The sequence below is a fragment of the Candidatus Babeliales bacterium genome, assembly GCA_035455925.1.
Taxonomy (GTDB): Bacteria; Babelota; Babeliae; order Babelales; family Vermiphilaceae; genus SOIL31.
This window is the reverse complement of record DATIEE010000006.1, coordinates 47,842-71,643: the sequence shown is the minus strand read 5'-3', so window position 1 is coordinate 71,643 and position 23,802 is coordinate 47,842. Positions and strand designations below refer to the sequence as shown.

The window sequence follows — 23,802 nt, the reverse complement described above, 5'->3', positions numbered from 1 at the left end:
TTTATGTATAGGTGATCAAAGAGGAAAAAACTTTAAACAGTCGAAAGTTCAACTTCTTTTTTCTTAGCCATTACTTCGACTTTACCGATATAGAGATCAGTAATTTCTTGTAAAACATCTGCTAATCGATTATGAAAGTTTTCAGAAATCTTTTTATCTTTTTTAGCGTCCATAATAAGGTTTTTAAAATCTTTACGAACATTTCTAATAGAAACTTTACATTCTTCTAGTTTTTTATGCAATATCTTAACAAGTTCTTCGCGACGATCAGAACTCATCTCAGGCAAGCGCAATCTGATGGTTTTACCATCATTAGCTGGCGATACACCAATGCCTGATGCAACGATTGCCTTTTCGATATCAACAATTATCGATGTATCCCATGGTTGAACAGTTAATAAGCGTGGGTCTGGTGCAGATACAACACCAAGGCCTTTTAGCGGTATTGGATCTTGGCCGTATACAGCAACGGGGATATCTTCTATCATAGATGTATGTGCTCTACCCGTACGAATCTTAATTAACTCACGCTCATAATGCTTTAATGGATTTTCCATTTCAGCTTCCATGGGTTTTTGAAAGCTTTTAATATCATTTTCTATCAAAATAATTTCTGCCATAATTGTTCCTTTGATTTGATATTACTTGCCCAATTCAAATCGGCAAAATCTTCTGATTCGTATGCTTTCACCAGTTTTAGCGATTAGTTCCTGTAGAACATCTCTTACGGTAAGTTGATCATTTTTAATAAATGATTGCTCAAGAAGACAAATATCACTGTAAAGTTTTTTAACCTTGCCTTCAACTATTTGGGCAATTATTTTTTCAGATTTACCTGAATCAGCCATTTGCTCATTAAAAATAGTTTTTTCATGATCTAAAAATGCTTGGTCTACATTTTCAGGTGCTACGTACATTGCTTTATTTGCTGCAATTTGTAAACAAAGATCTTGTGCGAATTGTCGTACTGCATCGGTATTAGCAACAAAATCAGTTTCACAATTAATTTCAAGGAGAACGCCAAGGCGATCACCAGGATGAATGTATGCCTTTATAATTCCTTCGCCGGTTTCCTTATCTGCACGTTTTGCGGCAACTAATGCACCTTTTTTACGCAGCAAATCAAGTGCTTCATCAAAATTACCTGCAGTCTCTTCCAATGCTTTGCGACAATCCATAAGACCAAGACCTGTATGATCTCTTAATTCTTGTAGGAGCGCTTTATCAATTTTTACCATATAGTTTCTCCATGAGGCATACATACCCCAAATAAAATCTAATATTATTCTTAATACTATTTTTAATTGTGCCATAAATGACTTTTTTATCAATGTAATATAATAAGAATGGTTTATTTCTTACATTTTTTCCGGATGACTAATACCCAGAAGATCTAAAACGAGCGCAATGGTGTCTCTCAAAATGCTTACTAACAGCAATCGTCCGCGGCTTTTTTCACTATTTTCAACATCAATAACACGTACATGACTGTAGTATCGATGAAATAACTGTGATAATTCAACAACATAATATGTCAATAAATGAGTTTGATGATTAATAGCAATATCACATAATAATTGCTCAAGAAAAATAATTTTTTTAAGTAAAAAGGCTTCTTCTTTGCCAATATAATGTGCATCATTAGCATTAATATCAGCCAAGTTTATATTTTTTTTAGCTTTTTCTAATATACTACCCATACGTACATATGCATATTGTACGTAATAAACAGGATTTTCCTCTGTTCTTTTTAACGCAAGATCAAGGTTAAATTCAAGCTGAGCATCAGCCTTGCGATGCAAATAAAAAAATCGAGCTACATCTTTACCAACAGTGTTAATTATATCTTGTAAACTAACTATCGCACCCGCGCGCTTTGACATACGTACTAATGCTCCACCCTCTGATATTTTCACTAATTGATACAAAATACCCACAAGTGGGCAACTGTAGCCTAATGCCTCTTTTACTGCATTAAGACGCACAACATAACTATGATGATCATGGCCAAGAACAAGGATAAGATTATCAAATCCCCGATCAACTTTATTTTTTAAATAAGCGATATCTGCCGCAATATATGTGTACTCTCCTGTTGATTTACGCACCACACGATCTTTATCATCACCAAACTGTGTTGTTCGTAACCATAATGCATTATCTTTTTCAAACAAAAAACCGCGATTTTGTAACAAATCTAAAGCTTGTTGTATGAGGCCATCCTTATGTAATGTTTTTTCGGAAAACCATACATCGTATTCAATACCATACTCTTTAAGTGTATTCTTTAATGCAGCAAGCAAATTTTCCTTTGCATATTCAGCAAAAAAAATATCAGGTTTTTCAAAAAGTTCCTTACCATATTCAGCAAAACAATCTCGCGCAAGCTCTAAAAGATATTCACCATGATAACCATCTTCAGAAATTGATGCTTCTATACCTATAACTTGTAAACAACGAATTTTAAATGACTCACCAAGTTTTTGAATTTGATTTCCTGCATCATTGATGTAAAATTCTTTCGTAACATTATGTCCAATAAAACGTAATACATTACCTAATACATCTCCAATAATACCACCTCGCCCATGACCAAAATGTAAAGGTCCTGTGGGGTTGGCACTTACAAATTCAAGAGAATAATTATATTTTTTTTCTAGCGTGTCAGGTTTAAAAAAATAGTTTTTTTGTTCATGTAACTCCAGTGCAAGATAGATAAATGCTTTTGGCGTCAGATATATATTAATAAAACCAGGACCAGCGATTTCAACTTTTTCCACTAACGGATGCGCAAATGATTTAATAATCTCCATCGCTATATCACGAGGAGTTTGCTTCAACTCTTTTGCAAGCACCAATGCTACGCTTGTGGATAAATTACCAAATGCCTGTTTGGCCTCGTCAACATTAATATGCAAACGACACACATCAACAGCAATATTTATGTTAAATAACTTTTTGACGTGTGTTGTAAATGTTTTTTGAATACAGTCGATACTATTCATATTATTTTTCCTATTAAGTCTTATATAGTGTGTATTTTAGCACAAATATGAAGTCCTCGATAGGTAACAAAATAAAAAAATCTTTAGGCGTCAAGGCATAATTTTAAAATGTTTTTCTTATTTATCTTTAATTTAATAAATATTACTATTCAAGTTTTTCTAAAGCTTTAATGATTTTATGGTCATACTCAATATACTTTTTCAAAATTTCTTTCTCATATGTCTCATAATAAAGAATTTGGCGCTCATAATCAAAAATTTTGCGCTTCGGAAAAGATCCTATCTCCTCAAAAACATAGAATTTATTAAACAAATATTTAGCAATACCTGCCAAGACCAGCGCCCTCACACCATTAAGGGGCCATTGCTCATTTATCAAAAACAACTTTTGTTCAAGAGGTGATAGTGTACTTACAACATTAGATGTAATGGTAGCCTTTTCTCTATCTAATTCAATACCAAATATACTTTTTTTCATAAAATCCCAGTAACTTAAACCCAATGCATTTTCTGGCGTATTTAAAACAGGTAATATATCAAAAAGTCCGTGAATATAGTAACTACCCAAAAAAAAAGCTCCTATAATTGATCCACCCGCGATAAAGTTAATTAACTGCTCAGGCTCAATTATTTCATGAAAAAAAGATTTTTTTTCTTCTTTTTTTGCTAATAATTCTTTTAGAATTGCTTGATGATCTTTGACGATATTAATATCTTTATCAGTTTTTATAAAATCACCACTAGCAAAAGGAACAGAATAATCAGAAAAAGCCTTAACAATTTCAGTATAGCGAGCCTTATCAAACGTCACCGTAGCTATTTTGGCAGTCAAACTTAATAAAGATTTAACCATTTTATCATAGCGAGTTTTATTAACGGTATCGTAACTATTATTGGTAGTGGAACTCAATGAGGTCGAATAAAGTATCAGTATCATGATTAGGCTATTATATTTCCTATTCATAAAAAAACCTTTAATATAATAATATTATTGTTAGTATCGATATTATATTAATAATAATCAATTTGTCAATATTTATTTTATAATGGTTCAGCGCCCTGCTCTAAAATAGTAAGATATTTTTTATAAACATATGTTTTATTACGTAATTTACCCGTCACTTCTGCAACAATATTTAATTGTTGCAAATGAACCAATGCAGTTCTCGCTGTAGGTTCTGATATATCAAGCTCTTGTGCAATAAATGCGACAGATACTTGAGGTAATTTTTTTAAATTTTCAAAAACCAATGTTGCTGAAAATCACGCTCTACCAAGCGTGTTAACCATGGCTATGTCATATGCAAATAGTGCATTAATTTTGTCTATCGTTAGACAAGCTTGTTGAGCCGAATGGGTAATGCCTTGTAAAAAAAATTCAACCCACGCTTCCCACGCACCTTGTTCACGTACCTGCTGCAATAACTCATAGTATTGATTGCAATGTTGCTTTAAATATAAACTGATATACAAAATTGGTGCTGGTAAAAAAACCATCTTCGCACAACATTAAAATAACAAAAAGACGTCCAAGTCTACCATTACCATCTAAAAAAGGATGTATTGTCTCAAACTGTACATGAACTAATGCTGCCTTAATGAGGATATGATATGGCTGCTTTGTATCATAAAAAAAACTTTCCAAATCAGCCAAACATTCTTTTAAATATTCAGGTGATGGCGGTACAAATAAAGCATTACCTGGCCTTGACCCACCAATCCAATTTTGTGATTTTCTAAATTCACCAAGACTTTTATGTTTATCCCGACAACCACTCAACAATACACTATGAATCTCTCGGATTAACCGTAAACTTAAAGGAAACCGATCTTTTATGCGTTGTAAACCATGATTAAGCGCAGCAACATAGATTAAACTTCTTCAACATCTTCTCTTGCTACATGAGGGCTTTGAGCATTTCCAGATAAAATCAAATCTGCAAAGAAACTGTGCGTGCCTTCTGTTTGGGGCGATAGTAATGCCTCTTTACGTACGTACATATAAGTAAAAAGAGAAATATTTGGAATTGATTTTGCAACCCCGTTTAACTCAGCAACTGCATAGACGGCTTTATCTAAGTACAAATATACTTGCGCCATATCGATTGGCGGATCTGGTGACAGTGGCAGTGGCACGTAAATTTTCTTAGTGATAGTGGTGAAAAAATCAAAATAAAGAGCCTGCTGTCTTAATTTGTATAATTAAGACAGCAGGCATACATTATTTACATTCGTAAGTAAATTAACTATTATAGGCCAAACTTATCACCAAGATCTATACCTAACTCAGAAACATACGTATTATCTTTTTTGTTTGGATCAAGCCAATCATTAACGATTTCTATTACCTCATCTTTAAAGTTTTGCTTTTTATCCCGTTCATCGTCATTATTATTGTTTTCATTGCTTACATCTTTATCAGTTAATTCTAATGTATTAGACGACGAATTGTCATTCATATTATTTTCTTTAATCTTCTTTGTTACAAAAAACATTCCTGACAACAACGTCAATGGTGATATAACTTTATCATTACGTAGGGCATATAGATAGGTTATAATCGCTGCTATAATAAGCGCGCTCGCGATGCGTAATGAATATTTTTTATAACAATTAACTTGTTGCTCTTGTGATGATATTAGTTCATTTTGCGATGAAATAAAAACTTCCAGTTCTAAACCTTCATTATTTACATCATGACTCGGCAATATTGTGCCAAAAATTACAAAAAATAATAATAAACTCATTTGCTTATAAAACTTATTCATGTATCTCCACGCCTTTAAAAAAATTATTAATAATGCATATTACCCTTATAGTCACCAAATTAGTATACATTTACGCATAATAATTGCAATGAAAAACAATAAGCAGTAAGCAAGAATCTCTTTTTTTTGACTATTTTTTCATTTTTTTAATAACATGTTTTTTTAAAATAGCTTTATCACTAATATCCTCCGCAAGTTGTTTTTCATATGCGTATGTCAACAATTTTCCCATTTGAGGCCCTGGCGATAATATATCAAGCAGGTCAGCACCTTTTAATAACGGATCGATACGACCTGTAGAAACTCCGGCTTGTTCCACTTTTTGTTTAAAAACCATTAAATCCGAAAAATTATCCTTTAATGGTTCATGCCCTGTATCATTTCGACCTTGTCTATCAGCACTACATAAATCAATAAGCATAAGCATGGTGACATTATGTACTAATTTATTTGCTAGACGTTTATATGCAGGCAGTTTTGCTTTATTACGCACAAATTGCAATGGTGCCATATGATGTAAAACTAAACAGCCAACTGCATTAATCAAATCACTATTATGCGTAATACGTTTCATTAACAAACAAGCCAATCTTTTACTTTCTTTTTCATGGCCAATACTTTTAAGAACTCCATTAACCATTTTAGTTGTCGTCACCTTTCCCAAATCGTGACATAGTGCAGCATATAAAAGTATTAATTTGTCGAACTCTTTATCATAGCTCTGAGCTATAACTGCTGCGGCATCAAGGGATTGCATTGTATGCTCAAAAACATCTCCTTCAGGATGCCATTGTGGGTTTTGTTTTATCCCAACAGTAGCCGCAAGCTCAGGTAATACATCAGACAAACGTCCAATTTTATGCACCCAACGAATCCCTAGTGAGGGCCGTTGTGCATATAAAAACATTTTTTTAAATTCTTCTTCAATGCGTTCCCGTGAAATAGATGTAATATCCATCTCGGCGCATAGTGCATTCAATTCATCATCTGGTATCATTTCAAATCGCGCAATAAATTGCATAACACGATAAAACCGTAATGGATCTTGAATAAAAAAACGTGCATCAGGAGTTCGTAATACTTTTTTTTTAATATCATCTATCCCATTACACGGGTCAATTAGCTCACCTGTTATCATATCAAACAACATTGCATTCATCGTTAAGTCTCTGCGTCGTGCAGCAATTTCAATGGACATAAACGGATCCACCTCAACAGTCGGTTTGCGTCCTGAACTATCTACACGTGGCAATGACCAATCAGCATCAAGACCACTAACTCGTAACACACCAAACGATTTTCCTACTAAATTTACATGACCAAATTTTTGTAAAATACTTTCTAATTGAGATTGCGAAAGACCATAAACTTCAATATCAATGTCCTTTAATAATAAACCTAAAACCATATCACGCACTGCGCCACCAACTAACAAAGCACGGCCTTTATTTTGACTAATTACTTCAATAATTTCATGTATTTTATCATACTGCTGGCCCATTAATTTCATCGTTTTTCCTTATTATAACAATACTGTTCTTTGAATTAGCACAACATTTTTTGTATGCTACAAACACATCAAAAAATTGAATATCTTACTATATCAAAGGATAACGAATGAATAAAACTATGTGTATAACCCTTGCACTCGCTATCACATGCACATTAATGACAACTAATTGTTATGCCCAACACTATTGTAAAAAAATAAAAACTTTTTTTACTAATTATAAGTTAGAAAAAACAGATCAACAGGAATTTTCTACATTATCAGTAAAAAATATCTCTATTGATAATATTAATGGCCCTATCACGATTAAAACCGGTTGGAAAAAAAATTCACTTTTATTAAAAACAACAAAACGAGCAAGAAAACAGGAGGATCTCAATAATATTGAAGTTATGGTTGATTCCAGCAAAAATAATTATCTTACCATCACGACAAACTATATCAACCCAAAACTGACTGGCTCTGTTGAATACGAACTGATCGTTCCTACATCACTCAATATCGCTCTTACAATATCAGGAAATGGCGACGCATTCATAAAAGATATTTACGGAACTATTAATGTTAATACAAATGATAATATTACCATAATAAACACACATAAATCAGTAACCGCTTACACACACAAAAAGGGATCAATTACCATTGCAAACACCCAAGGCCCAGTAAATGTTCATTCCTATCATGGAAACATTTATGGAGAAAATATTAGTCATAGTTTTAACGCACATTCCTCATCAGGTAAAGTAATTGCTTACTGCAAGGAAGTGCCCTCGATAAGCGCAATTAATTTAAAAACTATATCAGGCAACATTGTACTCGCGCTACCTGTTGAAACTAATGCTGAAATTCATGGATATACGGAACATGGAACTCTTATATCTGATCACCCTATTACCTTGCGACCCTACACAACGCAACTTAATAATTCAGCATGGAATAAGTTTAAAAAAGCAGTTGACGGTACCATTGGCACTGGTGAAGCAAGTATTGCACTTCACAGCATCAATGGTAATGTAAAAATTATTGAAACTAAAACAACATAATATTTACGAAAAAAATGTTCTTTTTTAAAAAATATTAACAATTCTGTCTATTAGGAATTTAGTTTATAATTATATTTATTATTGCACACTAAAAAAACCAATTCCACAAAAGCAAAGTATAAAGAACAAAGAATAAAAAAAACAAAAAATGAAATGCAATCCCTTGAGTATTTTTCTTGACAACTATGAGAGTCTTTGAGTATACAAAAGGGATGCCTTTACGAATAAAAGGGTTTTTTTTATTGGTGAGGTAACATTGTTGCTCAAGAATTTTTTTAAAGATAAGAGGAAAAAATGGATGAAAAACGTAATTTAAAAAAAATTGAAGCTGATTTGCTCAAGCGAAAATTAGAGCTTGAACAAAAATTAACGGAAATGTCTAAAGAACAATTTTCCGATGGACAAGTACAAGATCCGGGCGATCAGGCCTTAACTGCAACCATGGAATCACTTCGCATGTCACTTCAAGATGCAGAATTAGAGGAATACCGTGGTATATCAAAAGCTTTAGAGCGGATAAAAGAAGGTGAATATGGGCTATGTATTGATTGTGGCAATCCAATTTCCGAAAAACGGCTTAGTTCATTTCCCGGTACAATGCGTTGTTTAGCTTGCCAAGAAAATTTTGAAGAAAAACTTGATCAAGGTGCACATTAAATATCATAACAAATAATATTTTTACTTTTAAATTGTTGTATGTGATAATTAAAGGAATATTTGCGTGAATTAAATGGCCGATGTAGCTCAGTGGTAGAGCAATTGATTCGTAATCAGTAGGTCATCGGTTCAAATCCGATCATCGGCTCCATATATTGATTGAACTTTTATTAATCAAATTTGAAATTAATAAAAATGTATATAAAACAGCAGTAATTTTTGACAATTAAAATTTATGGTTTTATACTAATTAGCAAAATCATAGTACTAAAAAAGAAATCTATTAAATCATATTGAGAAGGTTATAGTGCGATATGGCAAAAGAAATGACAAAGAAAACGGCCAATTCTCCTGTTGCTCATGGTGTAGGACGCCGAAAAACTGCAGTTGCTCGTATATGGTTACGTCGAGGTGATGGTCAAGTTAAAGTTAATGGGCAAGATTATTTAAGTTATTTTGATACTCAAGTTGCGGCTGATGTTGCAACTACTCCATTTAGAGTTTGTCCGATAGGGACCGATTTTAATGTTGAAGTGAATGTATGCGGTGGCGGTAAAGTAGCACAAGCAGATGCAGTTAAGTTGGGCATTGCGCGTGCATTTGTTCAATTCGATGCTAATACAAAATCTATTTTAAAAAAACACGGACTTATGACTGTTGATGCTCGTAAAAAAGAGCGTAAAAAATATGGTCAAAAAGGCGCTCGTGCTAAATTTCAATTTGTAAAACGTTAATAACGTTAATATAATTTAGCATTGCTAAATTAACCACTAGCCAGTAAAACCAAGAAAAAGGTATAGTATAATGTGTGCTGTTATTGGCTATATTGGAAAGTCTCTGTGTAGCACATTTATTTTTGAAGGACTAGCTCGACTAGAGTATCGTGGTTATGATTCTGCAGGTTTTGCGTGTATCGAACCAGTAAATCAGAAACTTTTATATTCTAAAGCAGCTGGTCAACTTCTTTTTTTAGCTAAACAAGTCAAACAAAATCCCATCGACGGCTTTTTGGGTATAGGTCATACTCGATGGTCAACTCATGGTGATATTTCAGAGCGTAATGCCCATCCTCATTTTGATTGCTCTGGCACTATTTCTGTTGTGCATAATGGTATTATCGAAAATTATGATATTTTAAAGTCTCAGTTACTTCAATTAAATCATGTATTTCAGTCTGATACAGATACTGAAGTTATCAGCCACCTTTTTGAGTCCATTGCATTATCAATTGAAATTGCGCCAGATGAAATAGGTGTTTTGGCGCAGAAATTGCAAGGAGCATATGCTTTTGTTATTATGCTTCAAAAATTTCCCAACGTACTTATTGCTGTTCGTAAGAAATCACCATTATATATCGGTATTGGTAATGATGAAATGTTTGTTGCGTCAGATGTTCTAGCATTTGCAGGAAAAACAGATACATACTTTTTTTTACCTGATGAAAGCTTTGCTTTTGTCTATAAAAATTCCGTTAAAGTATACGATTTTGCTGGTAATGAATTGTCTGTTACTGCCCAAACCGTTGCAACTATTTTTGAGCATATTGATAAAAATGGGTATGAACATTTTATGCTCAAAGAAATATACGAACAAAATAATGCTATTACCGCAACGATAAAATCATTACGTGATTTAGAAGTCGGTTTATCCTTATTTGATCAGTTGGGCATAACGGCACAACAATTAGCAAGCTTGCAACATATAGTTTTATTAGCATGCGGCAGCTCGTGGCACGCGGCGCGAATAGCGCAGTTTTTTTTTGAATCAATTGCGCATATCCCGGTGACAGTGCATTTGGCTTCTGAATTTAGGTACACTTCTTTTTTTCCGCAAGATAAGGCTTTATATATTGTTATTTCTCAATCGGGCGAGACAGCAGATACGCTTGAGGCATTACGATTAATTAATATCTATAATTTGCCAACGATTGCGCTTACTAACGTTGCAACGAGTACCATAATACGCGAAGCTCATGGTTATTTATTAACACACGCTGGATTTGAAGTTGCTGTTGCTTCAACAAAAGCTTTCTCCACTCAACTTACAGTTCTCTATTGGTTTGCGTATCGTATTGCTCTTGAAAAAAAAATCATAAATTATGCGGATTTGTTTAAAGCAGAAGAAGATTTATTACGAGTAGCACAATTACTGGAAGATTCTTTAAAAGAATATACATATCGTATTGATACCATAGATGGGCAACGCTATGCATCATATGATAAAGCATTATTTTTAGGTAGACATATTAGTTATCCTCTTGCAATGGAAGGTGCATTAAAGTTAAAAGAAATTGCCTACGTATTTGCTGAAAGTTATCCTGCAGGTGAATTAAAGCATGGCTCGTTAGCTTTAGTTGATACTACGATGTTGATTTATATTTTTTCTCATGGTGATCCTGTTATTTATCAAAAAATTCTTTCTAATGCTCATGAGGTTAAGGCTCGGGGCGGACGTATTATTGCGTTTGCTTATAGCGGACAAAATGAACTATGCTCGCTTGCAGAAACTTCATTCATTGTATCTAGCGATGTGCCACCATTACTTGGGCCATTGGCGATGCTGGGAATCATGCAATATTTTATCTATACAATTGCAAGATTACGTGGTTGTCCGATTGATAAACCACGCAATCTTGCAAAGTCAGTCACGGTTGAATAAAAATTCTATTCTGTCACAATAATTCTTTCTTCTTTTTCGGTTTTTCAGGATGAAATTGTTTTAATGTTTGTGTACTACTTAATATAAATTTGCTTTTTTATGCGCTATCAATACAATATGAATTATGTTTAATTTTTTCAAAGGATTTTTATATGAATAATTTTAAAAAGCTAATGATTTTTAGTCTATTTTTATCGGTGAGTAATAATCATTCAATGCAACAAAATAATAAGGCAATTGGTCTTAGTGTAGCAGCAGTTTTAATTGCTGGTGGTGCAGGAACTTATTTATATCTTTCATCCAATGATGATGATAAAGCATCGTTTTGGTATAAATGTGGTTGGAGCAATATGTTGTATCGTCAAATCTTTGATGCATGTGAAAAAAAAGATCTTGAGAGGGTAAAGCATTTATCTTCATATGTTGATGATATTAATGAAATGATACGTGAAAAGGAAGTTGCAGTTAATCATCGCGTGCGTTTATCAGGCCTATTTGTTGATAATAGAAATGGTGAGCCTACATACGTATATGCTGAATCATTAGAGAAAGCCAAAGACACCTTATTGGGTATTGCTTGCGAAAAAAATTGTTTTGATATAGTTAAGTATCTTGTTGAAGAAAAAAATGCGGATATAAATCTTGCTGGTATAAATCCCAATAGTGATTTTGAAGATGTTCCACTTATAAGGGCTTGCTCAAAACAAGTAAGGGAATATTTATTTAAAAAAGGTGCCGGCCCACATTTAAAGTTTGTTGATGGCACAGGTATGGCGTCTTTTAATTTTGATATTTTTGAAAATCCTGCTTTAATTGCGCAAGAGGCTATTAATAGAGGATATGCGGTTGATAGACGTAGTAAAAAACGTTTAACACCGTTAATGCAAATAGGGGATAATGTTCCGGTTGCAGAATGTTTCATTAGCAATGGAGCAGACGTAAACGCTAAAGATAATGAAGGCCTAACTCCTCTATTCTGGGCAAATCAGAATGGTGCTTATAATGTAGCTAACTTACTTATTTCAAATGGAGCATCTTTAGGATTGTCTGATAAAGATAAACATCTGCAATATGTAGCTATGCTTACTATTCTTTATCATGCGAATGTAGGTTTTTTAGATTATGTATTAACATATGAACATTGTAATATAAATATGCAAAGAGAAAGATCGGGATCGACTGTTCTTCATGATTTTGCTTCACAGAATTTTTCTTCTTGGGCTCAAAGTCATGATATAAAGAGAAACCCAGCAAGTGATCTTACTGATAAAGAGCTTGTGCTTTGTTTGCTTTCTCGAGGAGCGGATCCTGAAATAAAAGATGTTCAAGGTAAAAAACCATTTGAGTATGCACAAGATAATGAAGTGAGGGCAATATTAAAAGACCCAATGGTAGCTAGAAAAGCCCTTATAGGGTATAATTTCCCAGGTAATAATGTAGTGAATACCTTAAATACGCGTCAACTAACGGGAAATAAAAATCGGCTACCGTATTAGTGAAAAATTGCAATTTATTATACAATTATTAAAAATGAGTAATGCTATTGAACAAACAATGCATTACTCATTTTTAATAATTTTATATAGCTGATGTTATCCGGTTTTGTTGCAATAGCTCATACCATTGTTTTTCGGCTTTTGCTGGATCAAATTGTTTAACGCGCTCATCACAGTAAGAATAGCGAATACCAACAAATGGGATGTTAAGTTTCTGAGCTCCTTTTTTAACAGACTCAATACATTTCATTTTATCATCAATAAATATTATCTTTTGTGGATGATAATTCATGAAATTTAAAAAATATTGTAATGTTTCACCTTTATCATTATCGCCACTGAATAAAACACCTTCTTTATAAAAAGAAGGATGTTGCATTGGTAATACAAGATCATCATTACTTATGCCAGACATAAAAAAAGCAATATCAATATTATGCAGTTGCTCGATAGTTCGTTCCGCAATAAAAATACTGCGTGCAGTAAGCGCCATTATAGCAATATTATTGCTTGCAAGCTGTGAAATTAATTCAGATATACCGTCTTCTGTTGGTTTTAAAGGAATATTAAATTGAGCGTAGAAAATTTTTGGTAACGCATAATATACTGCTGTCAAACGATCAAAGCCTTCTGACATTTTTTTATCTACCAAAAAACAAAACCATTCATCGCTGCCTAATTCTTGTGTAGGATGAGCTAATGTATTATCAATGTCAAAAATAACGAGAGTGTCGGGAGAATTAATATAATTGATTATTGTTGAAAGTTGATTACTTTCAACAATAATACTATCATCCGATTTTTCTGAAATAATGTAGAGAATAGAACCAAAAAGCAAAATCATAGAAAGTAGAGCAAGTTTTTTCATTTTTTATATTTTAACCTCTTCGATTTCTAAACTATCATGGCAGATGTAGTTTTTTTTAAGATACGAGATAGCATCTACACGTTTTGTGACAATTTGCGGCATATAAGTTTGGGCGGTGTTAAGCATAGTGATAAGAGATATACATTCACGTAACTGGTTATCGTTTTGAAGCATTTCTTTTGCGCGATCAAATCGTTTATCACCACTTTTTTTTGTTGTTATTAATGTTGGTTCTTCTTTTTTTTCTTTTATTTCTTTGGGCAACGGAATGCCCTTTTCAGTTACTTTAATGCTGTTGTCCAGTGTTTCTTCTCGACCATAATTTTTAATAAACCATTGAACTTGTTCTGTTATAGGCAGGGTGCGTTCAATTATAAAATCTGGTTCAATGCCTCGTCCTTGAATAGTGGTATCATCTGGCAGAAAGTAGAGACACGTTGTTATTTTAAGCGCACAATTATTACTTATTGGTATAACTTCTTGAACTGAACCCTTACCAAATGTTTTTGTGCCAACTAAGAAAACTAAAAAATTATTTGTTGTGTCAGAATTAATTTTGAGGCATCCCGCAATAATTTCAGCTGCAGAAGCAGTATAATTATTGATAAGAATAAAGATAGGGAGTTTATTGTTTATAATTGGTTTTCTTGTGGTACTATATTCTTCAATTTTTTTACCGTTTTTGTCTTTCGTTAATGTTACTAAGCTTCCTTGTTCCAAAAAAAGTCCTGCAATATCAATTGCTGCGGTAAGTAATCCACCTGAGTTATTACGTAAATCAAGGATTAAGCCCTTTGTTTCTTGGGTATGTGACTTTTTAAGTAATTCTTCAATTTGCTTAACAGCCGTATCGGTAAACATGGTAAGAGACAGATATGCTACATTATGATTTTTTATATTAAAACTTAAAGAATGTTGTTCTTTGACGACATCACGTACAATATCAAAAGCTAATAAATCAGAACTATTTTCACGCATTATTTTTACTTTGACTATTGAATGACGTTCTCCTTTAAGCCAAGAAATTATTTTCTCTGTCATTAGTCCTTCAAGTTTTTCACCATTTATTTCCACAATTTTATCCATTGGTTGAATACCAACCTTATCTGCAGGACCATCGGGAATTGTGTCAACAATGGTTAAATATTTATCACTTTGCTTTCTCATATTATCAATCATAATCCCCACCCCATAAAATTCACCTGAGATCATAGTATGCAAATCATTAAATTTTGTTGGATCTAATAAATTCGAATGTGCATCCAATGAATTAACAAATCCATCGATTGCTTTAATCATATTTGCCTGAGGATCAGTTATGGCATAATGTTTTTTATGTGCTATGTCTACTACTTGGGCAAAAGTACGTGACCAATCAAAAATTGTCTCATCAAAATTTTCATCAGAAGTATTAGTTGTTTTTACCGGTACATCTTCAGCTATGATGCAGGTAATGAGCAAGCTTATTATAGTAATAATAGATATTTTTTTCATTATAATTCCTTTTCTTTAGTAAAAGCTAAATATTGTAACACAAGTCAATATAATTGAAGAATAAAATAAGTTATATGAACTAATGTAATGGTAGCTCATAGCATAAAAGGAGTTTAAGTGATATATATAAAAAAAATATTTATACGATGTGTAGTGCTTCTTGAAATAACATTGTTTACACAATTGTATTTTTTTGGACCGAATGGTATTGTAGAGTTACGAAATCAAGAAAAGGTTGTTTTTACATTAAAAAAAACAATTGATACCTTACGCGAAGAAGTTATTAAAGTAGAAAAAGAGATTCATGCATGGCAAACAGATGATTTTTATAAAGAGAAAGTTGCCCGTGAGCAACTGCAAATGGCGCGTAAAGGTGATGAACTTTTTTATATAGGAATATAGATTTTTGATATAATAGTTTTAATCTTACATAATATAAAGGATTGCATAACATGAAATATGCATTACCAGCTTTACCCTATGAGTATGGCGCGCTTGAACCATATATTGATGCGCAAACAATGGAAATTCATCATGACAAACATCATCAAGCCTATATAAATAATCTGATTGCAGCACTCGAAACATGCCCCGAATTTCAGCCAACATCAGTTGAAAGTTTGCTTATTGATTTATTTGCGATACCTGAAAGCATCCGTACTGCAGTACGTAATAATGCTGGTGGACATTATAATCATTCATTATTTTGGCGCATTATGAAAAAAAATGGGGGTGGCGAGCCAAATGGCTTAGTTGGAGATGCTATTAAAAAAACATTTGGTTCATTTGCTGAATTTCAAGCGATTTTTAATGCACAGGCAAAATCTGTTTTCGGAAGCGGTTGGGCATGGCTTTCGGTTGATAATGATAAAAAATTGGTCTTAACAGCTTTACCAAACCAAGATTCACCTTTATTATATAATGCAACTCCCATAATGGGTCTTGATGTATGGGAACATGCATATTATCTCAAGTACCAAAACAAACGGCCTGATTATATTAGCGCATGGTGGCATGTTATTAATTGGGATATGATAGAAGAAAATTATCGTGCTGTTGTTGAGTAAGTAGTAAAAAAATACAGATATCTTATACTGATAGAAAATAGCTTTGATATTTTTTTATTGTATAGGATATCTCGTATGGAATTAAAAAATGGGTTACATGAACTACCAGAAGAACAATATCAAATTCGTGTAGAAAAAATAAAAAAAATGCAGGCTCTTGGGATTGATCCATGGCCAGCATCTAAACTAACAAATGCAACAAGTAGCGATGTTTTAATAGAATTTACTGATACACAAGAATCACGAATCTATGAAGTCTCTGGACGTATTTTAACCTCTCGTATGCATGGCAAGGCAGGATTCCTTACCATTCAAGATAGCAATGGAAAATTACAGCTGTATCTACGTGAAGATATTATTGGTGAGCAAGCATTTTCTTTCGTCAATAATTTCCTTGATCTCGGTGATATTATTTGGTGCAAGGGCACATCGTTTCGTACTAAAACAGGTGAAATAACTCTTAAAGCACAAGAAGTTACATTACTGAGTAAATGCCTTCATCCATTACCAGAAAAATTTCATGGTATCGCTGATAAGGAAATTAAATATCGTCAACGATATCTTGATCTTATTACTGATGCTGAAAGTAAAGATCGTTTCAAAAAACGTTCGCATATTGTTGCAACAATGCGTTCATTTTTTAATGAACATGGATTTTTAGAAGTAGAAACGCCAATGTTGCACCCAATTCCTGGTGGCGCGATTGCAAAGCCATTTGTAACACATCATAACGCGCTAAATATGGAGTTATATTTACGTATTGCACCAGAGCTCTATTTAAAACGCTTGATAGTTGGCGGATTCGATCGCGTGTATGAAATTAATCGCTGTTTTAGAAATGAAGGATTATCTATTCGCCACAATCCAGAATTTACCACGGTAGAATATTATATAGCTAATCAAGATTATATTTTTATGATGTCATTTACTGAACAATTACTTCATCATATTGTGCAAACAGTCTGCGGAACAACTGACCTTCATTTTGGTGAGTATGTATTGAATTTTGCTGCACCTTTTGCTCGTATGACTATGCAAGAAGCCGTTGCGGCTGTTCTTAAATGTACTGTTGAGGATATTATTGGTGATAAAATTGATACATATATTACTCAACATGCTATAAAAGTTGAGCAAAATAATCCATCATGGGGTTATAAACTTAATATATTATTTGAAGAGTTAGTAGAATCAACGCTTATTCAACCGACATTTATTACGCAATTTCCTATTGAAGTATCACCGCTTTCAAAACGTAATGCTGATAATAATGATTTTGCCGATCGTTTTGAACTGTATATCGCAGGCATGGAGCTAGCAAATGGTTTTAGTGAATTAAATAATCCATTCGATCAGGCTGAGCGTTTTAATGATCAAGCAAAAGCTCGTGCGGCAGGAGAAGATGAAACACATTTTTATGATGCTGAATTTGTAACAACTCTTGAGTATGGCATGCCACCAACAGTTGGATCTGGTATTGGCATTGATCGTTTGACGATGTTTTTGACCAACGCACCATCTATTCGTGATGTAATTTTATTTCCAACATTGCGGATGAAGGAATAGCGTTTAATTTTAGTTTTTTAATTTAAAAAACCTCATGTTTATATGCATGAGGTTTTTTAGAATGTTTACACGTGGTCAGTGATTTCTTAATGGATTATAGTTTATTTGCAATTTCAATGCCTATAGCTCTTGCGGCTGCTTGAGCTGTTTTTTCTTTTTCCATTTCTATCAGGTAATTTTTGTAAGTATCGCAAAGATCTGTATTTTGTGTACGATAAATTATAACACCTACATTTTTTAGATTACCATCATAATCTTTTCGTTGAATGACATTAGGACAAAATATAGCATTATTCATTTTTGCATGTTTGGTAAATTTAGTTCTGAGCTCTTTAGAAATTTGCTGTTTTTTTGTTGTTCTTGTATCAATTGCTTGCTGTTGCATTCTATTTTTTTCAATTGATCCAAGCGTTCCTACTTTTTGAAAAGTTCCATTTTTTGTGTGTTCGATAACTTCTATTTTTTTAAATGTAGTATCGGGGTTATATTGGGAACGATCATTGTTCAGATAATGATATAGGCTATTACCATTAATTTCGGTATAAAGTCCTTCATCAAAAACTTGACCAGATTTATTTTGAGACATAGGATTACTTGGATTACTTGGCAATTCTTCTTTTGATTCATTCGCCAAGGCTACATTACTTGCCGCACAAAAAATAATAGTTGTTATGAGTAATGTGTGTTTTATATTCATAATATTTGTTCTTTCACATAAAAAGTTATAGTTATTTTGTATATTTTTATTCTCAAGCTTAGCGGATACATGAAAAATGTCAAAGTACCCGATTTATAGGAGTATGATACTATATCTTTATTAAAAATATGATATGGGCTCTATATTAATTAGTTAAAACTGGTAAACTAATAATAGTTTATTTATTATTCATCTTTTTAAGCATGATAAATGAATTTTTCTTAATAGCTTAATAGATAGTTACATTTTGAATTGCGCCTGTAGCTCAGTCGGATAGAGCGCCTGACTTCGAATCAGTAGGTCGCAGGTTCGAATCCTGCCAGGCGCGCCAAACTTGATGATCCGAACAATCAAGTATCAAATCGAACGGTTTTTCCGCGTTAAATAGCAGGTTTTTGCCACTTAAGCGTAGGTTCGATAGTATCAGCTTGATAAGTTGCCGTTTTTCCTCAACTTCAGAACTTTTAAATAAATCATAAGCACGTTTTGATAGATCTAGTATGTATTTTGCAGTGATATAGTAGTTATCTTCAGCTTCTTGTAATTTACTTAATTGCATACTCAAGTCAGCAACTTTATCCCGTAGTGATGTGTAAAATCTGTCATAGTCGCTCTCAGTAATTCTCATCTTTAGTTTATCAAGGTATAAATTATCGAGCATCTTGGTGGTTTCTTTGTGTTCTTTTGTAAGCTTATCGAAATGCTGATTATGGAATTCAATTTTACTTTGATGCACTTCATTAAGTGTTTCAACAATTTGATCAACGATATCATCAGGTATTCGCATATTCTGGAATACTGCTTCCAATTGTCTTGTAATCTCTTCTTCTCGTAACCATTGGGCACCATGTTTGCCATTGTATTGTGTGCAATGATAATAGACGTGTCCTTTATGCTTTTCTGGTGTGATTGCAAGACCGCAATCAGCGCAACGGATAAGACCACGGTATATGTATGGTTTGCCGGCATATTTTATTGGTTTCTTGTTGAAGTTTTTTTTCACTTGTTGTACCTGTTCAAAAAGAGTGGGACTAATAAGAGATGGGTATTTATGAGGATATTCTCTACTCTTGAACACCATGATGCCATGATAGAATTTATTATTGAGTATCCAGTCTAGTTTGCTTGTTGTCCAATTAAGTATGTATTCGGTATTAATTTTTTTGCATAACAGAGCCAAAGAAAATGCTCCTGTTGCATAGAGTTCAAAAGCTTTCTGTACAATGCGTGAGTCATACTCTTCAACAATTACGGTGGCTTTGCCTTCTATGGTGATATTTTTATATCCATGAGACGCTCTGCTTGTCCATTCACCGCGTTGCCATTTTTGTTCCATTGCACGTTTGACGTTATCACTAATGGCATCTGAATAATACTTTGCAAGTCCAAGGCTGATTCCAAAATGGAACTTCTCTGCAGCAGAAATTTTGCTATTTATGATTTGCCCGTCTGAAGTGAAGTGTAATTCGATTTCGTCACATAATGCTTTGTCATAAAGGTGTGAAACGCGTTTATCAAATATATTACGAGATAACCGATTTACTTTGTCGCAACAGACGGCAATTTTTTCTTTCTGTTCAATAATAAAGTTAAAGATGGCATCAAACTCTGAACGATCATCTTTGTAAGCACTTTTACGTATTTCTTTAAGTGGACTATGCATCATAGGCAATGTAATCTTATTTGCCTCAGTAATAAGGCGATACCAAGATTGTGGTTTATGTTTGCCTATTATGGATTTAAGCTCTCGCAATGGAGCTGCTTCCATGGCTCTTTTAAATCCCAACAGCATCATTGCTTGTTTTGGTGTTATAGCAGATGATTTAAATTTATCAAGTTCACTGATTTGGTATAATTCAGGTGTAAGTGATAAAACTATAGTATCTATCATTTTGGGGTCTCATGAAGCAGATTTTATTTTTTAATCACAATTCTTAGTCGTTAATTTTATCTAAAATAAAGTGTGATTTTACATTGTTATGTAATTTGTTTTTGAAGCATTCTGTATGACAATAGAAAAACTGATCATGTTGTTGTTTTTTTGGTTTATCAATGTTAACGACAAGATTAAGATCAGCAGGATATTGATCAAGTGACATTATTGATTTGTTACAAAAACAACATGAAAACCCTAGTTTTTCATTCATTGGATTGACACTTATTTTTGACCATATAATTTGTAATATTTGTTTTATTTTCATTTTTTATACTTTGACTGTTGGATGATTATAAAAATATTGAAAAATATTAATCTTCTTTGATAAAGCTATCCAAGTGAAAATGTATTTTTAGTTTGGGGTCTAACTGTTCTTTAAAGCATTCCATGTGACAATAAAAAGTCTGATTATCTTGTTTGCTTTTTGGTTTGTCAAAATTTATTAAAATATCTATTTCCATAGGGTTTCCGTGTGAAGGAATGATTAACGTATTACAAAAACAACAAAGATAATTATTGTTTATTTCATTTCCAACCATAATTTTTCCCCATTTGAGTTAATTTTTTTTGAGTGGTGTTTTTTAGAGATGTTACAACTTCTTCTGTGTGTTCATTTAAAACAATGACGTTAAATTTTTCTCCTATTTGTTTTACATATGCTAGTGCACCGTCGTTTTGTATTTTTACAAAAGAGGGAGTTTTTATGAGAGCTTCTACTTCTTTTGGTGTGAAATCTCGTTCAATAAATCTTTCTATGCCATGTCGACTTGTTTTGAGAATGGAAGTAAATTCTTTGATTTTAAGCCATTATTTTAAATTATCATATTGATTAGGACAAGATGCAGTACAAGATGTTTTAGCGACGCTTTGTAACAAATATCCTTCAGGGGTTGCTAAATATTCTTGTATGGTAAAAGAAGAAACATTATTTTGCGCAAAACGTACAGCTTTTTGTTGAATGGTATTGCAAAATTTGCCTAATCCACCAAGTAATTTACCTTGTGCTTTATATCCGACAACAAAAGCAGTGCCACCTTTAATGGCATCGCGCACTGTTAATTCTTTTTTATAGATAGCATCAATAATGTCGTTTAATGGTTCAGTATATTTGTTCCATTTTTCTTTTGCATTATTAAGATTGTTTATGGCGGTTACACCAATGTCGGCAACATTATAAAGAACTTTACAGAGTTGATAGGTAAAAACCTGTTTGCCCGCAACTATGCTTATTGTTACCTGGATAGGATTATTCAGAATATCAGTTGCGGCAGAATATACGCCAAGTGCAGCTCCTTCAGCAACTGCTTGGCCATAATCAAGAAGGGTCCAACACAGATCACCAATGTGCATAGCTTTATCAGTAAGGTTTTCATGATTATAATCTACCATTGCTACCGTAAAATCGATTAACGCTTCTTGGTGATCGTGCAGCATTGAATTGTGTGGTAAGGTATCAATGCGATTAAGAATGTCCAAAGATTCCTGATGAATAACATGGTGTAACTGATGGCCATAGCATTGGGTAAAGCGTGTTGCATCATGTTCGTGGTGCGATAATAGTTGTTGAACATTATTGTTGAGGTTATATGATTTGCTTGTGTATTGCAGAGCGTAATCACCTTTGGTCATATCTTTATATGCATCTACCCGTTTTCCAATAGCAGTAGATAGAGATGGTGTATGTGTATTATACGTCGACTGTAAAGCCTTATACTCAGACTGTTGCGCAGGGAATGTTTCAAGCGAATGTTCTTTGTATGCTGAGGCTGTATAAGCGGGAGCTTTATGTTTAAGTGTGTTTAATTGATCATATAAAAAGTGGATGCGTTTTTGTAATCCAGGACAATAAGTGCCTTTAATTATGCAATGAGCTTTTTGTATAATGTTAAGGTTGTTTAATTCAGTATAGAGCTGTTGTATAGCGCATTGGTAGCTGGAATATGTTTGTGCAAATTTTACAAAATTATCAAACATATATAAACAATGCTGATTTAATATTTGGCTTTCTGCATATTGCTGAGCAATAAAATGTTGCTGAAAATCCTGAGGTGTATAGCGATCAAAGTGATTTCTGTGCGAGGAGCTTTTATTAACATTAGGATTGTCCCATTTGTTATTATGAGAAAAGTCATGCTGAGATCTATTTCTTGTAAAGTCTACACTATGTGTTTGATTTCCTGAATTGACTGTCATTTTTACCATAGAATATTCTGCAGTAATAGGAATGCAGAGTAAAGCAGAAAAAAATAGTGTGATAATGTGAAAGCGATTGTAGGGTGTATGCATTGTCTCTCTCTCTTTTTTTTTGTTCTTCGAATTTTATGCGAAGGAAGATAAATAGAGACAGTTTAAATAATTTTTAGCATTATGTCGTATTTTTAATATTATTTTAGCCTCAAGAGTTCAATGACCTTTTGCACACTCCTGTAGTATGCCAAAGTAAGATGAGGTTTATATATCCCGTTTAAGAGTTCTTTTTTTGGTACCGTTTTGTTTGGATACTATGCTATGAAAGGCCTTGGTCTTCGACGCTTTAGCGGAGTAAATTTTTGGGATGAAGCATTAGCAAAGTATTATGAAAATACTATTCTTCCTATTTATGAAAAAGCAATTGATTATACAGATAAATTTGAACAAATTATGCAAATAACTATGGTTACATTTTTACAAACAAAAATAGATTTTACTCAAAATCAAATACGAACGAGCGAAGTTCAGCAAGCAGTTTGTAATGCCTTTAGTCGTCTTGAAAGAGTTGTTGGTAAAAGAATTGATCTTATGGATCACAATTTTCAAATTACAACGCACATTGCATTGTGACATACGGGATAAATGGCTGCAAATACAAGGCCGTACTGTTCTTATTGAATTGTGCCTGTAGCTCAGTCGGATAAAACGCCTGACTTCGAATCAGTAGGTCGCAGGTTCGAATCCTGCCAGGCGCGCCATACTTGATGATCAGAAAAATCCCAGCATCAAATCGAACGGTTTTTTTCGCGTTAAATAACAGATTTTTGTCCCTTAGGCGTAGATTTGA

At 33.2% G+C, this 23,802-nt stretch carries 27 protein-coding genes and 3 tRNA genes; 13 read left to right on the top strand and 17 right to left on the bottom strand.

The annotated features are described in order from the left end of the window. Positions 1–32: 32 nt before the first annotated feature. The 10 genes from frr to VLB80_00975 all read right to left on the bottom strand — a co-directional run bounded on the left by frr (position 33) and on the right by VLB80_00975 (position 7,283). Positions 33–620 carry a ribosome recycling factor gene (gene frr / locus VLB80_01020; protein HSC24783.1) on the bottom strand — a complete coding sequence of 196 codons (588 nt, stop codon included), beginning with the start codon at positions 618–620 and terminating at the stop codon, positions 33–35. Positions 621–641: 21 nt separating this feature from the next. After that, positions 642–1,238, bottom strand: a complete 597-nt coding sequence (locus VLB80_01015) for a translation elongation factor Ts (GenBank protein HSC24782.1) — start codon at positions 1,236–1,238, stop codon at positions 642–644. Positions 1,239–1,358: 120 nt separating this feature from the next. Continuing rightward, a complete protein-coding gene (gene argS, locus VLB80_01010; protein HSC24781.1) occupies positions 1,359–3,005 on the bottom strand; it encodes an arginine--tRNA ligase in 1,647 nt (548 codons plus the stop codon). Positions 3,006–3,150: 145 nt separating this feature from the next. Continuing rightward, positions 3,151–3,969 (bottom strand): hypothetical protein, encoded by an 819-nt coding sequence (locus VLB80_01005; GenBank protein HSC24780.1) that lies wholly within the window; start codon positions 3,967–3,969, stop codon positions 3,151–3,153. Positions 3,970–4,046: 77 nt separating this feature from the next. Beyond that, positions 4,047–4,256: a hypothetical protein gene (locus VLB80_01000; protein HSC24779.1), complete on the bottom strand. Its 210-nt coding sequence runs from the start codon at positions 4,254–4,256 to the stop codon at positions 4,047–4,049. Positions 4,257–4,268: 12 nt separating this feature from the next. Further along, on the bottom strand, positions 4,269–4,427 hold the full coding sequence (locus tag VLB80_00995) for a hypothetical protein (protein HSC24778.1): 159 nt from the start codon (positions 4,425–4,427) through the stop codon (positions 4,269–4,271). Between the two features lie 4 nt (positions 4,428–4,431). Beyond that, positions 4,432–4,842 (bottom strand): Fic family protein, encoded by a 411-nt coding sequence (locus VLB80_00990; protein ID HSC24777.1) that lies wholly within the window; start codon positions 4,840–4,842, stop codon positions 4,432–4,434. Between the two features lie 35 nt (positions 4,843–4,877). After that, positions 4,878–5,141 (bottom strand): Fic/DOC family N-terminal domain-containing protein, encoded by a 264-nt coding sequence (locus tag VLB80_00985; GenBank protein HSC24776.1) that lies wholly within the window; start codon positions 5,139–5,141, stop codon positions 4,878–4,880. 113 nt (positions 5,142–5,254) lie between these two features. Next, entirely contained in the window at positions 5,255–5,773 is a 519-nt protein-coding gene (locus tag VLB80_00980; GenBank protein ID HSC24775.1) for a hypothetical protein, read from the bottom strand. A gap of 130 nt (positions 5,774–5,903) precedes the next feature. Beyond that, on the bottom strand, positions 5,904–7,283 hold the full coding sequence (locus VLB80_00975) for an HD domain-containing protein (protein ID HSC24774.1): 1,380 nt from the start codon (positions 7,281–7,283) through the stop codon (positions 5,904–5,906). A 107-nt stretch (positions 7,284–7,390) separates the two neighbouring features. On the opposite strand from VLB80_00975, the gene VLB80_00970 reads away from it, so the two are divergent. The 6 genes from VLB80_00970 (at position 7,391) to VLB80_00945 (ending at position 13,140) form a co-directional block, all read left to right on the top strand. After that, entirely contained in the window at positions 7,391–8,329 is a 939-nt protein-coding gene (locus VLB80_00970; protein HSC24773.1) for a hypothetical protein, read from the top strand. A 294-nt stretch (positions 8,330–8,623) separates the two neighbouring features. After that, entirely contained in the window at positions 8,624–8,986 is a 363-nt protein-coding gene (locus tag VLB80_00965) for a TraR/DksA family transcriptional regulator (GenBank protein HSC24772.1), read from the top strand. A 76-nt stretch (positions 8,987–9,062) separates the two neighbouring features. Beyond that, positions 9,063–9,137 (top strand) — tRNA-Thr (locus VLB80_00960). 175 nt (positions 9,138–9,312) lie between these two features. Beyond that, positions 9,313–9,720 (top strand): 30S ribosomal protein S9, encoded by a 408-nt coding sequence (gene rpsI / locus VLB80_00955; protein HSC24771.1) that lies wholly within the window; start codon positions 9,313–9,315, stop codon positions 9,718–9,720. 70 nt (positions 9,721–9,790) lie between these two features. Continuing rightward, a complete protein-coding gene (glmS, locus tag VLB80_00950; GenBank protein ID HSC24770.1) occupies positions 9,791–11,644 on the top strand; it encodes a glutamine--fructose-6-phosphate transaminase (isomerizing) in 1,854 nt (617 codons plus the stop codon). A gap of 152 nt (positions 11,645–11,796) precedes the next feature. Continuing rightward, the gene (locus VLB80_00945; GenBank protein ID HSC24769.1) at positions 11,797–13,140 is read left to right on the top strand and encodes an ankyrin repeat domain-containing protein; all 1,344 of its coding nucleotides are present in this window, start codon (positions 11,797–11,799) and stop codon (positions 13,138–13,140) included. An 82-nt stretch (positions 13,141–13,222) separates the two neighbouring features. Here the strand turns inward: VLB80_00945 and VLB80_00940 are convergent, their stop codons facing one another. Both VLB80_00940 and VLB80_00935 read right to left on the bottom strand, forming a co-directional pair. Next, on the bottom strand, positions 13,223–14,008 hold the full coding sequence (locus VLB80_00940; GenBank protein ID HSC24768.1) for a DUF2608 domain-containing protein: 786 nt from the start codon (positions 14,006–14,008) through the stop codon (positions 13,223–13,225). A gap of 3 nt (positions 14,009–14,011) precedes the next feature. Next, the gene (locus VLB80_00935) at positions 14,012–15,502 is read right to left on the bottom strand and encodes a S41 family peptidase (protein HSC24767.1); all 1,491 of its coding nucleotides are present in this window, start codon (positions 15,500–15,502) and stop codon (positions 14,012–14,014) included. 117 nt (positions 15,503–15,619) lie between these two features. Here VLB80_00935 and VLB80_00930 point away from each other — a divergent pair, with 117 nt between their 5' ends. The 3 genes from VLB80_00930 (at position 15,620) to lysS (ending at position 18,132) form a co-directional block, all read left to right on the top strand. Further along, on the top strand, positions 15,620–15,904 hold the full coding sequence (locus VLB80_00930) for a septum formation initiator family protein (GenBank protein ID HSC24766.1): 285 nt from the start codon (positions 15,620–15,622) through the stop codon (positions 15,902–15,904). Positions 15,905–15,954: 50 nt separating this feature from the next. Further along, complete coding sequence (locus tag VLB80_00925; GenBank protein ID HSC24765.1) at positions 15,955–16,569, top strand: superoxide dismutase; 615 nt, start codon at positions 15,955–15,957, stop codon at positions 16,567–16,569. Between the two features lie 75 nt (positions 16,570–16,644). Beyond that, positions 16,645–18,132: a lysine--tRNA ligase gene (gene lysS, locus VLB80_00920; GenBank protein ID HSC24764.1), complete on the top strand. Its 1,488-nt coding sequence runs from the start codon at positions 16,645–16,647 to the stop codon at positions 18,130–18,132. A gap of 94 nt (positions 18,133–18,226) precedes the next feature. Here the strand turns inward: lysS and VLB80_00915 are convergent, their stop codons facing one another. Further along, complete coding sequence (locus VLB80_00915) at positions 18,227–18,829, bottom strand: hypothetical protein (protein ID HSC24763.1); 603 nt, start codon at positions 18,827–18,829, stop codon at positions 18,227–18,229. A gap of 254 nt (positions 18,830–19,083) precedes the next feature. Between VLB80_00915 and VLB80_00910 the strand changes: the two genes are divergently transcribed. Next, positions 19,084–19,160: transfer RNA gene (locus VLB80_00910), tRNA-Arg, on the top strand. A gap of 935 nt (positions 19,161–20,095) precedes the next feature. Here the strand turns inward: VLB80_00910 and VLB80_00905 are convergent. Continuing rightward, the gene (locus VLB80_00905) at positions 20,096–20,230 is read right to left on the bottom strand and encodes a hypothetical protein (protein HSC24762.1); all 135 of its coding nucleotides are present in this window, start codon (positions 20,228–20,230) and stop codon (positions 20,096–20,098) included. Between the two features lie 332 nt (positions 20,231–20,562). On the opposite strand from VLB80_00905, the gene VLB80_00900 reads away from it, so the two are divergent. Further along, entirely contained in the window at positions 20,563–20,754 is a 192-nt protein-coding gene (locus tag VLB80_00900) for a hypothetical protein (GenBank protein HSC24761.1), read from the top strand. A gap of 9 nt (positions 20,755–20,763) precedes the next feature. On the opposite strand, the gene VLB80_00895 is transcribed toward VLB80_00900, so the two are convergent. The 3 genes from VLB80_00895 to VLB80_00885 form a co-directional block, all read right to left on the bottom strand. Further along, complete coding sequence (locus tag VLB80_00895; protein HSC24760.1) at positions 20,764–21,030, bottom strand: hypothetical protein; 267 nt, start codon at positions 21,028–21,030, stop codon at positions 20,764–20,766. Between the two features lie 46 nt (positions 21,031–21,076). After that, a complete protein-coding gene (locus tag VLB80_00890; protein HSC24759.1) occupies positions 21,077–21,304 on the bottom strand; it encodes a hypothetical protein in 228 nt (75 codons plus the stop codon). A gap of 268 nt (positions 21,305–21,572) precedes the next feature. Next, positions 21,573–23,051 (bottom strand): hypothetical protein, encoded by a 1,479-nt coding sequence (locus tag VLB80_00885; protein HSC24758.1) that lies wholly within the window; start codon positions 23,049–23,051, stop codon positions 21,573–21,575. Between the two features lie 222 nt (positions 23,052–23,273). On the opposite strand from VLB80_00885, the gene VLB80_00880 reads away from it, so the two are divergent. Together VLB80_00880 and VLB80_00875 are read left to right on the top strand one after the other, a co-directional pair. After that, the gene (locus VLB80_00880) at positions 23,274–23,585 is read left to right on the top strand and encodes a hypothetical protein (protein HSC24757.1); all 312 of its coding nucleotides are present in this window, start codon (positions 23,274–23,276) and stop codon (positions 23,583–23,585) included. Positions 23,586–23,636: 51 nt separating this feature from the next. Further along, a tRNA-Arg gene (locus VLB80_00875) sits at positions 23,637–23,713 on the top strand. The last annotated feature ends 89 nt before the right edge of the window (positions 23,714–23,802 follow it).